Source organism: Streptomyces sp. CB00316 (assembly GCF_001905595.1).
Taxonomy (GTDB): domain Bacteria; phylum Actinomycetota; class Actinomycetes; order Streptomycetales; family Streptomycetaceae; genus Streptomyces.
Map to the genome: position 1 here is coordinate 264,609 of NZ_LIXI01000008.1, position 12,903 is coordinate 277,511.

The 12,903-nt window shown below is 72.0% G+C and carries 15 protein-coding genes and 1 pseudogene; 8 read left to right on the forward strand and 8 right to left on the reverse strand.

From position 1 onward, the window contains the following. Window positions 1-20: 20 nt before the first annotated feature. The gene (locus AMK21_RS23335; protein WP_073881019.1) at window positions 21-1,031 is read left to right on the forward strand and encodes a zinc-binding dehydrogenase; all 1,011 of its coding nucleotides are present in this window, start codon (window positions 21-23) and stop codon (window positions 1,029-1,031) included. Here the strand turns inward: AMK21_RS23335 and AMK21_RS23340 are convergent. The 5 genes from AMK21_RS23340 to AMK21_RS23360 form a co-directional block, all read right to left on the reverse strand. Further along, window positions 1,015-1,941, reverse strand: coding sequence for a YihY/virulence factor BrkB family protein (locus AMK21_RS23340; protein WP_073881021.1), 927 nt, complete (start codon window positions 1,939-1,941; stop codon window positions 1,015-1,017). The two genes, AMK21_RS23335 and AMK21_RS23340, sit on opposite strands and share 17 nt — an antisense overlap. A 156-nt stretch (window positions 1,942-2,097) precedes the next feature. Next, window positions 2,098-2,415, reverse strand: a complete 318-nt coding sequence (locus tag AMK21_RS23345; protein WP_073881022.1) for a cupin — start codon at window positions 2,413-2,415, stop codon at window positions 2,098-2,100. A 468-nt stretch (window positions 2,416-2,883) separates the two neighbouring features. Next, window positions 2,884-4,074 (reverse strand): S8 family peptidase, encoded by a 1,191-nt coding sequence (locus tag AMK21_RS23350; protein ID WP_073881023.1) that lies wholly within the window; start codon window positions 4,072-4,074, stop codon window positions 2,884-2,886. A 102-nt stretch (window positions 4,075-4,176) separates the two neighbouring features. Next, window positions 4,177-5,298: a type III polyketide synthase gene (locus tag AMK21_RS23355; protein ID WP_267893933.1), complete on the reverse strand. Its 1,122-nt coding sequence runs from the start codon at window positions 5,296-5,298 to the stop codon at window positions 4,177-4,179. A gap of 19 nt (window positions 5,299-5,317) precedes the next feature. Next, entirely contained in the window at window positions 5,318-6,580 is a 1,263-nt protein-coding gene (locus tag AMK21_RS23360) for a cytochrome P450 (protein WP_079181234.1), read from the reverse strand. Between the two features lie 262 nt (window positions 6,581-6,842). On the opposite strand from AMK21_RS23360, the gene AMK21_RS23365 reads away from it, so the two are divergent. Beyond that, on the forward strand, window positions 6,843-8,063 hold the full coding sequence (locus AMK21_RS23365) for a Dyp-type peroxidase (RefSeq protein ID WP_420712519.1): 1,221 nt from the start codon (window positions 6,843-6,845) through the stop codon (window positions 8,061-8,063). Window positions 8,064-8,118: 55 nt separating this feature from the next. On the opposite strand, the gene AMK21_RS37165 is transcribed toward AMK21_RS23365, so the two are convergent. Next, window positions 8,119-8,262: a hypothetical protein gene (locus AMK21_RS37165; RefSeq protein WP_374194592.1), complete on the reverse strand. Its 144-nt coding sequence runs from the start codon at window positions 8,260-8,262 to the stop codon at window positions 8,119-8,121. Between the two features lie 168 nt (window positions 8,263-8,430). On the opposite strand from AMK21_RS37165, the gene AMK21_RS23370 reads away from it, so the two are divergent. After that, a complete protein-coding gene (locus AMK21_RS23370; protein WP_073881025.1) occupies window positions 8,431-9,051 on the forward strand; it encodes a MerR family transcriptional regulator in 621 nt (206 codons plus the stop codon). A gap of 283 nt (window positions 9,052-9,334) precedes the next feature. Beyond that, a complete protein-coding gene (locus AMK21_RS23375; RefSeq protein ID WP_073881026.1) occupies window positions 9,335-9,868 on the forward strand; it encodes an EF-hand domain-containing protein in 534 nt (177 codons plus the stop codon). Between the two features lie 109 nt (window positions 9,869-9,977). On the opposite strand, the gene AMK21_RS23380 is transcribed toward AMK21_RS23375, so the two are convergent. Beyond that, window positions 9,978-10,394, reverse strand: coding sequence for an acyl-CoA thioesterase (locus tag AMK21_RS23380; RefSeq protein ID WP_073881028.1), 417 nt, complete (start codon window positions 10,392-10,394; stop codon window positions 9,978-9,980). A gap of 225 nt (window positions 10,395-10,619) precedes the next feature. On the opposite strand from AMK21_RS23380, the gene AMK21_RS37170 reads away from it, so the two are divergent. Continuing rightward, complete coding sequence (locus AMK21_RS37170) at window positions 10,620-11,144, forward strand: carbohydrate binding domain-containing protein (RefSeq protein ID WP_073881030.1); 525 nt, start codon at window positions 10,620-10,622, stop codon at window positions 11,142-11,144. A gap of 44 nt (window positions 11,145-11,188) precedes the next feature. Beyond that, on the forward strand, window positions 11,189-11,575 hold the full coding sequence (locus tag AMK21_RS37175; RefSeq protein WP_420712520.1) for a hypothetical protein: 387 nt from the start codon (window positions 11,189-11,191) through the stop codon (window positions 11,573-11,575). 89 nt (window positions 11,576-11,664) lie between these two features. Here AMK21_RS37175 and AMK21_RS33840 read toward each other — a convergent pair. Beyond that, a pseudogene (locus AMK21_RS33840) lies at window positions 11,665-12,059 on the reverse strand (GTP-binding protein); the annotation flags it as partial. Between AMK21_RS33840 and AMK21_RS23400 the strand changes: the two are divergent. Together AMK21_RS23400 and AMK21_RS23405 are read left to right on the forward strand one after the other, a co-directional pair. Then, window positions 11,980-12,369 carry a hypothetical protein gene (locus tag AMK21_RS23400; protein WP_199863271.1) on the forward strand — a complete coding sequence of 130 codons (390 nt, stop codon included), beginning with the start codon at window positions 11,980-11,982 and terminating at the stop codon, window positions 12,367-12,369. The pseudogene AMK21_RS33840 and the gene AMK21_RS23400 overlap by 80 nt on opposite strands. A gap of 109 nt (window positions 12,370-12,478) precedes the next feature. After that, window positions 12,479-12,895: an ATP-binding protein gene (locus tag AMK21_RS23405; RefSeq protein WP_073881162.1), complete on the forward strand. Its 417-nt coding sequence runs from the start codon at window positions 12,479-12,481 to the stop codon at window positions 12,893-12,895. The last annotated feature ends 8 nt before the right edge of the window (window positions 12,896-12,903 follow it).

Here is a 12,903-nt window from a genome sequence, read left to right on the forward strand (position 1 = left end):
CGCCACGACAAGGACCCGCCATGGACCGCATGCGCGCCGTGCGCCTGCACCTGCCCACCCGCACGCTCTCCGTCGAGGAGGTGGCGAAGCCGGTGCCGGGCCCGGGCGAGGTGCTGGTGAAGGTGGGCGCGGCCGGGGTCTGTCTCTCCGATGTGCATCTCGTGGACGGCACGCTCACGCCGATGTACCTGGAGGGCGACTCCGTCACCCTGGGCCACGAGGTGGCCGGGACGGTCGAGGCGCTGGGGCCCGGTGCCGGCGGCTGGAGCGCCGGGCAGCGGGTGGTCCTCCAGGCGGGCGAGCGGCGCGGGGGCCGGACCCACACGCGGGGTGTCGACTACGACGGCGGCTGGGCCGAGTACGCCCTCGCCTCCGCCGCCACCCTGGTCGCCCTGCCCCTCACGCTCCCCCTCGACCAGGCGGCGATCATCCCGGACGCGGTCTCCACCCCTTGGGCGGCCGTCACCGTCACCGGTGACGTACGCCCGGCGCAGGCCGTCGGGGTCTGGGGGGCGGGCGGGCTCGGGGCGCACGCCGTGCAGCTGTTGCGGGCCGTGGGCGCGTACCCGGTGATCGCGGTGGACCCGGCCCCCGCCGCCCGCGACCGGGCCCTGCACTTCGGGGCCGACCTGGCGCTGGACTCCGGCGACCCGCTGCTGCACGAGCAGGTGCTCGGGGCGACGGGCGGCGGCGGCCTGGAGGCGGCCTTCGACTTCGCGGGCGTTCCCGCCGTCCGCGAGCAGGCGTTGAGCGTGCTGGCGCCGAAGGGGCGCCTGGTGCTGGTGGGGCTGAGCGACCAGCCGCTGACGGTGACCCACTCCACCCGGTTCAGCTACCTCCAGCACCGGATCCTGGGGCACTACGGCTCCGAGGAGCACCATGTGGCGCAGCTCGTCCGGCTCGCCGAGGGCGGGCGCCTGAACTTCTCCCGGTCGATCACCGGCGTACTGCCGCTGGAGGGGGCGGCGACGGCGGTGCGGCGGATGGAGACCAAGGAGGGCGATCCGGTCCGCCTCATCCTGCGGCCGTAGCGGGCGCCTCCTCCGGCTCGCGCACCGGGTGCGGGCGGTCCAGCTCCACGTTGAACTGGGCGCCGGCGAGCAGGGACAGGTTGGCGAACCAGACCCAGATCAGGAAGACCACCAGGCCGGCGAGGGAGCCGTAGAGCCTGCTGTAGCTGCCGACCTGGGTCGCGTAGAGGGCGAAGAGCGCCGATGCGGTGAGCCAGAGGAACGCGGCCAGCACGCCGCCGGGCAGGCCCCGGCGGACGCCGCGCGCGGAGCGGGGGCCGGTGCTGAAGAGGACCATGATCAGGCAGGCGACGAGGCAGAGCAGCACCGGCCACTTCAGGACCACCCACAGGGTCTCGCCCTCGTGGGGCAGGCCGACGCGGCCGGCGAGCCAGCGGGCCAGGGGGCCGGTCAGGACGAGGGCGAGGGCGCTGGTCATCAGGAGGACGAGCAGGCCGATCGCCGAGACGACGATGACGTGCGCCTGGCGCAGGGGCGGGCGGTTGTCCCGGACGCCGTGCATGGCGTGCATCGCGCGGCGGAAGACCGCGAGGTAGCTGCACGCGGACCACACGGCGCTGACGGATCCGGTCGCGACGAGCAGCCAGACGGCGGAGCGCTTCTCGGTGGCGGCCTCCAGAGGGCGTCGCAAAGCCTCCCCGGACTCGGCGGGGGCGAAGGCGGTGATGTCGGCGATCAGGGCGGTGGTCGCGTCGGGGTTGGCGAGGCCGATCACGGAGACGGTGACGAGGAGGGCCGGGAGCAGCGCGAGGTTGGCGTAGTAGGTGAGGGCGGCGGCCCAGTCGGTGATGTCGTCGTTCCACAGCGAGAGAGGGGTGCGGCGCAGGGCGGTCAGCCAGCGGCGCGGCGCGCGAGGGCCCCCGGCGGCGGGGTCGGTGCGCTCCGCGGCTGTGGCGGTCTGGGTGGGCAAGCTGGTTCTCCGGGGACGTGGTCGGACGCGGCGGGCGGGGTGCTCGTCCGTCGGACGCCCCGGCTTCCCTCGATCCTCTCCTGCCACGTCCCGGCCCGGACACACCTGTCCGGGCCGTACGGCCTTCCCGGATGCTCCGTGAATCGTCTACGGCGGTCAGTTGTTGACGGCCGTGAGCAGGACCACCGCGTCCTGGAGCGCCAGCAGCCCGTGCCGCTCCTGCGGGATCGGGTGGATCGTGCCGGCCGGGAGCTCGGCGTCGCCGGAGTCGGCGGTGAGGCGGACCGTGCCGCGCAGCACGAGGAGGGAGGCGGCGGGCGGGGCGTTGTGCTCGTCGAGCGCCGAGCCGGAGGTGAGGGCGATCACCGTCTGGCGCAGAGGCGGTTCCTGGATGAGGAGATGCGCGCTGCGACCGTGCGCGGACGCGCGGGCGGCGGTCAGGTGCTCATCGGCGAGTGCGTTGAGGTCGTCCATGCTGCCTACTCTGCCGCAACGCCTGCCGCCCCGCGATCGTGCCGGACACGGAGTGACCGTCCGACGGCACCCCGAGGCCACGCGCCTGCGGGCCGCCCGGACCGCGCCCAGCGCCAGTGGGTCACAGGCGCAGGTGATGGCGGTGACGCCCCGCTCCAGCAGCCGGGAGGCGGCGGTCCGGCCGCCCTCCAGGAAGAATTTCGAACGCTCGGTGTCCTCCTCCGCCGGCTGCCCCGGTGGCCTCGGCGACCGAACGGGCAGCGGCCGGATCGCGGCGCGCGGGAGGGCACATTCCGTAGCCGGAGAACGCGACTCTTCACCCAGTACGGCTTGGATTCGCGTTCTACTGTTCGGAGAGAGGCAGGGAAACGAGAGACCGTTTACCGTTCCGCCGACAGCCGGATGGTGCGGGCCGGTGAGCGGATCGTGTACCGCGATCACCGCTCACCGGCCCCACCTGGTGGTGTGTCAGAGGCCTCCGGTGTGGAGCAGCAGATCGGGCGAACCCTGGCCGAGGCCGGAGAGGACGTCCGGGGTGGCGGTGCCGGTAAGCCAACTCGTGACGGCGGCGGGCGTGGCCGAGGGATTGTCCTGCTTGTAGAGGGCGGCGACTCCCGCGACGTGCGGGCTGGCCATGGAGGTGCCGTTCAGGGCGACGGTGCCGCCGCCGAGATTCGCGGAGACGATGTCGGCGCCGGGGGCGTAGAGCGAGAGACAGGAGCCCCAGTTGCTGAACGCGGTCTCCCGGTCCTGGCGGTCGCTCGCGCCCACCGTGACCACACCGTCGGCCGCGGCCGGGGAGACGTCGCACGCGTCGCTGTCGTCGTTGCCCGCCGCCACGACCGGCAGGACGCCCGCGTCCGCGACGGCTTCGACCGCCGCGTCGACGGCCCGGGAGCGGGCCCCGCCGAGCGAGGCGTTCAGAACGGCGGGGGTGGAGCCGGCCGCCGCGTCCTTGGCCACCCAGTCGAACCCGGCGATGATGCCGGCCCAGGTGCCGCGCCCCTGGCAGTTCAGCACCCGCACGCCGACCAGGGACGCGTCCTTCGCCACCCCGGAGGTGGAGCCCCCGACGGTGCCGGCCACATGGGTGCCGTGGCCGTTGCAGTCCTGCCCGTCACGGCCGTCGCCGACCGCGTCGTAGCCCTTGACGACCCGGTCCCCGAACTCGGCGTGCGCGGCGTCGATCCCGGTGTCGACGACGTACACCTTCACGCCGTCACCCGTGGCGGTGGTGGTGAAGGTGTCGTCCAGCGGCAGGGCGCGCTGATCGATCCGGTCGGTGCCCCAGGTGGTCGCGGGCGCCCGGAAGCGACCACCGGCCCGGGGCGCCTCCACGGCCACTTCGGCGTTCTCCTCGACGGCGAGCACGCCGGGGACGGCCCGGACGGCCTCCAGTTCGGTGGCGGTGAGGGTGACGGCGAACCCGTGCAGGACATTCCCGTACGTGAACAACGGGCGGAGCCCGAACTCCTCCAGGACGGCGTCCGGGGAGAGTTCGGGCTCCAGGGTGACGATGTACTGTCCGGGTACGGCGCGGGCGGACCGTTCCACCGGGACCCCTTCCGGTCCGGTGTCCGCGGTGGCCGGGGTGGTGGTGCCGATCAGCGGGGCGATCAGCAGCAGGGCGGCCGGGGCCCAGCGGGCGCGCAGGCGCATACGTGTCTCCTCGGGTGGGGTTCGTTCGCGGTGCGGGTGCGCAGCCGCGAAGCGCGAATACCCGGTCCTTCGTCCCCGCCCGTACGGCGCCTTAACACGGGTTCAGCCGGACAGCGCAACGCCCGTCGTGAGCTCCAGGTCGGCCAGTTCCCGGTCGGGGTCGTGGTTCGCCCAGCTGCCGACCGCCACTTCGGCGGTGATGCCGGGTCCGAATCCGGCGATCAGACCTTGTGCGGACTCGGCCGCGCCGCCGTCGTCGAAGAGGCGGGCGAGCGCGTCGAAGACGACGGAGCTGGCGATGTTGCCGCGTTCGGTGAGGGTGGCCCGGCTGTAGCGGAACATCTCCATCGGCAGGTCGAGGAAGTGGCAGAGGTCGTCCAGGATGCGCGGGCCGCCGGCGTGGACGATGAAGAAGTCCATGTCGGGCACCGACCAGCCGTGCAGGTCGACCAGGTCCTTGAGGACCGGCGCGAGCATCTCCATGGTGCCGGGCACACGCTTGTCGAGCAGGAAGTGGAATCCGGTGTCGCGGACGGCGTAGGAGATCCAGTCCTCGGTGTCGGGCACGAGGTGGGAGCCGTTGCGCTCCAGCTTCATGCCGGTGCCGCCCTGCCCCCGGACGACGGCGGCGGAGATGGCGTCCCCGAACAGGCCGTTGGAGAGCAGCGATCCGACGCCGATGTCGGTGGGCTGGTAGCAGAGCGAGCAGAATTCGCAGGAGACGATGAGGACGTTGGAATCGGGGTAAGCGCGGCAGAAGTCGTGCGCCCGGTTGATCGCCGCGCCACCGGCCGCGCAGCCGAGCTGGGCGATGGGCAGCTGTCTGGTCTCGGGTCTGAACCCCAGGGTGTTGATGAGCCAGGCCGTCAGCGAGGGCATCATGAAGCCCGTGCAGGAGACGTAGACGATCAGGTCGATGTCGGCCGGGGCGGTCTCGGCGTTGGCGAGGGCCTCCAGCACCACTTCGGGGACCCGGGTCTTGGCCTCGGCCTCGTACACCTGGTTGCGGAGCTCGAAGCCGGGGTGCTTGAGAGTCTCCTCGATCGGCTGGACCAGGTGGCGGGTCTGGACACCGGTGTTCCGGATGAGCCTCAGGACGAGGTCGCGCTTGGGGTGTCCGTAGTGGGTCTCCCGAGCCAGCTCCAGGGTCTGCTGCATCGTGATGACGTGTTCGGGCACAGCGATGGCCGGTCGGCACAGGGTCGCCATGGGTTCTCCTCGTATCTGGGAGCGGAGGCTCTCGTCACCATGTGACGGGCAGGGCGAGCGGGTAACGCCAGATGGACGTCGTGTTCCACCGGATGTCCTCGGGCGCGGCGTCGAGACGCAGGGCCGGGAAGCGGGCCAGGAGCGTGGAGAAGGCCACCTCCAGTTCCATGGTGGCGAGCGGCGCGCCGAGGCAGTGGTGGGCGCCCCAGCCGAACGTCATGTGCGGGATGGAGGGCCGGTCGGGGTCCAGCTCGTCGGGGCGGTCGAATTTGGCGGGATCCCGGTTGGCCGTCAGGTACGACACGTGGACCACGTCGCCCGCCTTGATGGCGACCCCGCCGAGCTCCACGTCCTCCATGGCGATGCGGGGGATCCCGACGCCCTTGCGGAAGGGGATGTGCCGCAGCAGCTCCTCGATGGTGCGGGGCAGTCGCTCCGGTTCGGCCTGGAGCGTCTTCAGGAGCTGGGGCCGGGTGAGCAGGGTGTGGGCGATGTTGCCGAGCTCATAGGTCGTGGTGTCCTGACCGGTGATGAGCAGGACCATCGCCATGACGGCCAGTTCTTTGTCGTCGAGGAGCTCCTCGCCGTCGCGGGCCGTGGCCAGGGTGCTGATGAGGTCCTGGCCCGGGGAGCGGCGGCGCTCGGCCGTCAGCTCGGTGAAGTAGCCGCGCAGTTCGGCCTTGGCCCGTACGGCGTCCTCCTTGCCGGCCGCGCCGACGTTCATCATCGTCAGGGCGTGGGCGCGCAGCCAGGGGCGGTCGGCCTCGGGGATGTCGAGGGCCTCGCAGATGGTGATCAGCGGCAGCGGCGAGGAGACCCGGGCCACGAAGTCGGCGGGCGAGCCTTCGTCCTCCATCCCGTCCAGCAGCCGGTCCACGACCCGCTGGGTCCCCTCGCGCATCTGCTCGACGCGGCGCGGGGTGAAGCTCTTGGCGACCAGGCTGCGCAGCCGGCTGCTGGCGGGCGGGTCCATGAGGTTGATGGACTCGGCCTGGACGATCGGCTCCGGGGTCATCCGGGGGAAGTCCCGGCCGAGTACGGCACTGCGGCTGAAGCGCCGGTCGGTGGTGACCGTCCGGACGTCCTCGTACCGGGTGACGAGCCATGCCTCGCCCTCCCCGTACGCCATGCGGATGCGGGAGACGGGCTCCTCGGTGAGCAGTTCCTTGAGCTGGGGGTCGAACTCCAGTTGCTGTGCGAAGTCGAACGGACAGCTCCGTACGGACTCCTTGTCCCGCACCGAGGCGTTCTGGTCCTTGTCGTGCACTGATGCGTGTCGGACCGAGGTGTTCTCCACCGAGGTTCTCCCAATGACCGGTTCGGGGTTTCAGGGCGTCCCGGCTCCGGCCCGGGAACAGACCTCCCCTGTGTCCCCCGTCGAGCCGGGAAACATGTCACTCACCCTCCGCAGTCAGCCGATCAGAGGGGCGTACGCCCCGGCGCTCGGCCGCCCGGCCCAAGCGATCCCTCCCGCACGAGGAAACCGTGCTGAGCTGGCGTTCCGAGCGGTTGGCTCAGGAGACGGAGCCGACCGCCAAGATCCCGGAAGGAGAACGGCCATGACGGAAAGTGACCAGCGCCGGGATGCGTGTCCCGGCCGACGGGACTTCGTACGGGCGGCCGCGAGTGTCGTGGGGGTCGCGGGACTGACCGGCACGGTGGCGGTGGGGGCCGCTTCCGGCACGCCGGCGGCCGGCTCCGGCCACGGCCGGGTGCCGTTCCACGGTGCGCATCAGGCGGGGATCCTCACCCGGCAGCAGCGGTTCGGCGGCTTCGCCGCCTTCGACGTGCTCGCGCACGACCGGGCCGAGCTGGCGGCGCTCCTGAAGAAGCTGACCGAGCGGTGCCGCGTCCTGACGGCGGGGGTCACACCGCTGGACCCGGAAGTGGCGGCGGTGCGGGGCCCGGAGGACCGGCTGACCATCACCGTCGGGGTGGGGGCCTCGCTGTTCGACGGACGGTACGGGCTGGAGGACGCGCTGCCGCCCGGACTCGTCCCGATGCCGGAGTTCCCAGGGGACCGGCTCGAACCGGGAAGCTGTCACGGCGACCTCTCGGTGCAGGTCTGTGCTGAGAATCCGGACGCCGTCCTCCATGTCGTACGGGATCTGGCCCGGGAGACCTCAGGGCTGCTGCGGACGCGGTGGCGGACCGACGGCTTCCTGAACCCGCCTCGTCCCGAGGGCGCGCCGCGGTCGTTCGTCGGCTTCAAGGACGGCACCGCGCACCCGGACACGGCGTCGGCGCGGGAGATGGACCGGCTGGTCTGGGTCGGGCGGCCGGAGGGGCCGGGCTGGGCACGCGGCGGGAGCTACCAGGTCCTGCGCACGATCCGGCTGCGGGCCGAGGCCTGGGACCGGGTCCCGCTCGATGAGCAGGAGCGGATCTTCGGTCGGCGCAAGTCGACCGGGGCGCCGCTCGACGGACGCGAGGAGAGCGACCTGCCCGACTACGGGCGGGACCCGCACGGCCGGATCACACCGCTGGAGTCGCACATCCGCCGGGCCAATCCGCGGACCCCCGGGAGCGAGGACTCGGTCCTGCTGCGCCGGAGCTACAACATCGACCGGGGCCTCGCGCCCGACGGCACGCTCGACGTGGGGTTGGTCTTCTGCTGTTATCAGCGGGACATCGCCAGGCAGTTCGCGACCGTGCAGAAGCGGCTGGAGGGCGAGCGGTTCGCCGACTTCAGCACCACGACGGGCGGCGGCTACTTCCTCGCGCTGCCGGGGGTGGCCGACGCCTCGGACTGGTACGGCTCCGCGCTGCTCGGCTTCTGAGGGCCTGCTCGGGCGGCGGCTGTCTCCCGGGCGTGGTGGCGGCCGATCGGGAGCATCAGGGGCCGGCCCGGGACGGGTCCTCGATGAGGCGGCTCTCCGGACCGAAGACCGCGCGGGCGGTCTCCTCGGTCAGCACCTCGGCCGGGGAACCGGCGGCGTGCAGCGTGCTGGACCGGTGTGGGTGGCGGCCCCGGCCCATGAGGGCGGAGACGGTGACGCCCTCGGCCGCCGCCCGGAAACTGCGGGAGCAGGCCGAGCGTACGGGTCAGTTCCTCGGCGGGGAGGCGGGCAGGGAGGCTGGGCATGAGGCTCTTGACCCTCACGTGGCGTCAGGCCGCATAGTCGGCGCGCGGAAGAACACTGGACCGTGGGACGCGTCGCCGAGTTGGCCGGCGTGAGCGTCCGCACGCTGCATCACTATGACGAGATCGGGCTGGTCCGGCCGTCCGCGCGGACCGCGGCCGGGTACCGGGCCTATGCGGCGGGCGACGTGGAACGGCTGCGTGAGGTGCTGGCCTATCGGCGGCTGGGCTTCGGACTGCGGGAGATCGCGGAACTGGTCGACGACCCGTCGGCCGACGCGGTCGCGCACCTGCACCGGCTGCGCGGAATGCTGCTGGAGCGTCGTGATCGCGCCGACGCGATGGTGACGGCCATCGACAGGGAACTCCTGACACGGGCCAAGGGACTTCAGGTGACACCGGAGGAGCAGCTGGAGATGCTCGGTGCACGGCTGTACGAGCCGGTGCCCGTCCCGTGGGACTGCGCCGACGGCCTGTTCGAGGCGTACTGGCGCCGGCCGGAGGCATATCTGGAGGAGCACGTGCGCCGTGCGATGTCGGTGCGGACGAGGGTCGGGCCGGAGGCGGAGGGGCGTGCGGTACGCAGCCTCGGCGACGACCTCGCCTCCGGCCGGTGGGCCGAACGCAACGGCGACCTCGCCGGCCTTCAGGCGGCGGATCTCGGCCTCCGCCTGCTCAGGGCGTGAACTCCGGTCGGAACGTCCCCGGGGTCAGCCCGGTGATCCGCCGGAAGGCCTCGGTTCAGAGCAGTTCGTCCCCCGGCACGACGCGGTCGTCCACGGCCCGTGCCGGGGCGTGCGGGGGCACTGCGCCTCGCTGCCTGCCTCAACTCGACGTTTACGCGAGGTGGTTACGCCCTTCAGGTGAAAGGGATACGGCTTTCGCCGTGCCCGCCGACCTCCGGCCGGACAGTGGGTGGGCCGACCGGGCTCCGGTCGGCGGGACCGCACGGCGAAAGGTGACGGATTCATGACCACTGAGGCCACCCGACGGGTCGCGCTCGTCTTCTCCCTGTTCGATGCCAACGCCAACGGGGTCCTGGAGGCCGACGACTTCGAACTCATGGCCGACCGCGTCGTACGCGAGGCGCACGCCTCGGACCAGGCGGCGAAGGACGCGATGCGAGGTGCGTTCCGGCGGTACTGGACGACCCTGCTCACCGAGCTGGATGCCAACGGGGACGGCGAGATCAGCTTCGAGGAGTTCACCGCCTGTGTGCTGTCGCCTGAGCGGTTCGACGCGACGATCGCCGTGTTCGCCGAGGCGCTCGCCGCGCTCGGCGACCCGGACGGCGACGGTCTGATCGAGCGCCCCCTGTTCATGGCGCTGATGACGGCGATCGGGTTCGAGCCCGCCAACATCGACGCGCTCTTCGACGCGTTCGAGCCGACCGACGGTGACCGGATCCGGGTGGAGACGTGGGTCGCCGGGATCAAGGACTACTACGCGCCCGACAAGGCCGGCATCCCCGGCGACCACCTGGTCGTCGGCACCCCCGTCTGACCAGGCGCCCCACCGCCGGCCAGCGGTGGACGCCCCGCCCGTGAGGGAAGGGGCGTCCCACCTCGCCCCCGCCCGTGAGGGAAGAGGCGGCCGCCCTCCCCGCCCGGGCTCAGCCCGTCAGCAGATCCGGGTTGCCGGCCAGTGCGGCCAGGCGCCCCTGCGGGTCCGGGACGAGGCGGCGTTCGGTCAGGTCGAGTACGCCGGCCACCCCGGTGATCTCGGCGGCCACCGTGCCGTCCTCCTTGATGACCTGCTGGGCCAGGGTGAACGTCTTCCCCGTGCCGTAGTCGAAGCGGCAGGTGACCCGTACCCTCTCCCCGCCCCGCAGCTCGCGGCGGTACTTCACGGTGACCTCCAGCTGCACGGGGCCGATCCCGTCGGCCAGCAGCTTCTCCTGCGGGAGCCCGGCGGCCCGCAGCAGCTCCCAGCGGGCGTGCTCCGCGTACTGGAGGTAGACGGCCTGGTTCAGATGGCCCTGGGTGTCGAGCTCGTAGCCGCGCACGGTCACATCAACGGAGAAGGTCATGACCGTGCGAACGCCTCCGCCCGGCGGCCCATTCCGAAGAGCCGGTCCTGCCCGATCCCTTTACGGGCCTGTCATGCACCGGTAACTTCCACCCCGCAAGAGTTTGCAGCAATATTCCGGCAGAAATTTCCGCCGGATCGTATTCACTCGCCGAACCCCGAGGCGCGTCAGGGTTCAAGAACTACGAACCTGGGCACCGGGAACATCACCGTCGAGGACGGGGTCGTGGCGCACAGCGACCCGTGCGCGGGCACGGGCCCCGAGGAGCCGGACCCCGCGGGGCCGAACAGCGCCTCGGTCTACTACGCGACATCGAGCGTCGGCTGGTCCACCGTCAACCTGCACTACCGCCCGCACAGTGGAGCCTGGACGACGGTCCCCGGCGTCGGCATGGAGGCGGCCTGCACCGGCTGGGTGCGGCGGACCGTGGACGTGGGCAGCTCCACCGGCCTCCAGGCCGCGTTCAACAACGGCAACGGGGTCTGGGACAACAACGGCGGCGACTACACCCTCCCGGCCGGGCTCACCCAGCTCACCAGGACGGACACCCCGTCGGCCGCGGCCTTCACCGCGGCGGGCGCGGTGGGTCCCTCGGTGTCCGCTTCCTCGGCGGCGCAGGGGTCCTTCGCCGTGGCGGTCACCGTGCGGTCCTTCACCGTGGCTACACGGTCCGGGCCGTCGACGCCGCCGGGAACGTCTCGGCCGAGTCCTCCCCCGCCACCGCCTTGTTCGTGGGGTCGCCGTCGTTGAAGCGGGCGGTCAGCACGAAGTAGATCGGGTCCTTGCGGGGGTCGGTGCCCAGCGGCGTAGATCTACCAGGACGTGATCACAACCACTCCTCGCGCTGGGGCGCCAAGGACCTGTTCACCCCGACGGCATACGGGGTGCGCGACACCCAGTGGAGCTGGTTCTACGACGAGAGGAACGACGGCTTCGCGTACGACGGCCTCAGCATCGAGCCCAAGTCCGGCAAGTCGTACTACAACGGCGACCTGTGGTCCACGGCCGAGCCTACGGGCAACACCTGCGTGGGCTGGGGCACGCCCACCGGGCACACCTCACCGGAGGGCTACCGGATCTACAACTGCCAGTGGCCGAGCCCCACTTCGGGGATGTTCCCCAAAGCTCTCTACCACAACTGCTGGATCGGGAACTGGGAGGGCGAGGACTCCCGCTCCTGATCGGCGCGTACAACAAGTACATCGACATGGGCGTCGACGGCTTCCGGCTCGACACGGCGCGCGGCGGGCCCGTACCTGAAGTAGCGGCCTCAACCGGCGACCCGCCGCACCGTGCGCAGCAGGTACTCCTCGCGGTGCAGCGGGTCGTGGTCGGTGCGCGGTCGGTCCGGGACCGAACAGGTCACCGGGCGGTGGCCGTCGAAGGCCGACTCCAGCATTCCCTCACCCCGGGGCAGCCCCGGAAGCAGCTACTGGAGTTCGTGCACCCGGGCCGCCGGGAGCTCGCCCTGCAGCGTGCAGGGGGCATGGGGCCGGGTTCCACCTCGCAGCGGAGTTCCACTCCGCTGCCGTACGGGGCCGGGTCGACGCGCAGGCCGACGGTGGCGAGGAAGGGGGCGGGGTCCGTGTCGATGATCTCGACGGCCGCCCCCGTGCCGGCCGGCCGTTCCAGGCAGATCGTCGTGGTCTCGCGGAAGGTGACGTCGCCGCTATGGGGTCTGGCCGAGGCGATCTCCGAGACCCTCCACCACGACGCCTGCTGTACCCGCTTCGACGATGCCGTCGGCCGGGGAAGGAAGCGCTTAACGCCCTCGGACGTGGACGCACTGCGGCGCCTCGTCGAGGAGGACCTGCGACTGCACCGTGCGGAGCTCCCCGGCGGCTACCGGACGGCGTACGACGTCATCAGCCGCGGACTCGACGTCCCGGCGGACGTGACCGCCACGGGATCCGCCTCCGTGCGCCGCACCCTGGCCCACCGCGTCCGGCGGGACCGGTTCAGGGGCGCCAGCTGAGGCGTGACCGGGCCGGTTCACCCGCACCGGGGGAGGCGGATCTCCATGAAACGCCGATACGGGGGTATCCGGACTTCAGCCAGAAAGCTCACGCGACGGGGTGACCGCCATGAACGACCGCATGCTGATGACACTTTCGCCGGACGGGGAGACCCGCGCGGACTACGTATGCCGGCCGGAGAAGGCCGCCGACGCACGGGACGCGGTCAGCAGCTTCGTCGCACGGCTCCACCCGGCGCCGGCCGCGCACGTGGTGCAGAACCTGCTGCTCCTCGTGACGGAGCTGGTCACCAACGCCGTCCGGCACGCCGGAGCCGTCACCGCGCTCTGGCTGACCGCGGACCGTACGGGCGTCCATGTGCGGGTCACCGATCCCAGCCCGGCGCACCCGCAGGACCGTACGCCCGACCTGTCGGGCCGCACCGGCGGCTTCGGCTGGCCGATGGTCCAGCGGCTGTCCCACGAGGTCACGGTGCGCGAGTCGGCGGACGGCGGGAAGGTCATCCTGGCCACCGTGCTCCGCTGACCCGCCGA

Bases quoted from the DNA above. Each gene is read 5' to 3' on its own strand.
- AMK21_RS23365 (WP_420712519.1), top strand. From the start codon at position 6,843: ATGACGGAAAGTGACCAGCGCCGGGATGCGTGTCCCGGCCGACGGGAC.
- AMK21_RS23375 (WP_073881026.1), top strand. From the start codon at position 9,335: ATGACCACTGAGGCCACCCGACGGGTCGCGCTCGTCTTCTCCCTGTTC.
- AMK21_RS23350 (WP_073881023.1), bottom strand. From the start codon at position 4,074: ATGCGCCTGCGCGCCCGCTGGGCCCCGGCCGCCCTGCTGCTGATCGCC.
- AMK21_RS23405 (WP_073881162.1), top strand. From the start codon at position 12,479: ATGAACGACCGCATGCTGATGACACTTTCGCCGGACGGGGAGACCCGC.
- AMK21_RS23335 (WP_073881019.1), top strand. From the start codon at position 21: ATGGACCGCATGCGCGCCGTGCGCCTGCACCTGCCCACCCGCACGCTC.
- AMK21_RS23345 (WP_073881022.1), bottom strand. From the start codon at position 2,415: ATGGACGACCTCAACGCACTCGCCGATGAGCACCTGACCGCCGCCCGC.
- AMK21_RS23380 (WP_073881028.1), bottom strand. From the start codon at position 10,394: ATGACCTTCTCCGTTGATGTGACCGTGCGCGGCTACGAGCTCGACACC.
- AMK21_RS37165 (WP_374194592.1), bottom strand. From the start codon at position 8,262: ATGGGCCGGGGCCGCCACCCACACCGGTCCAGCACGCTGCACGCCGCC.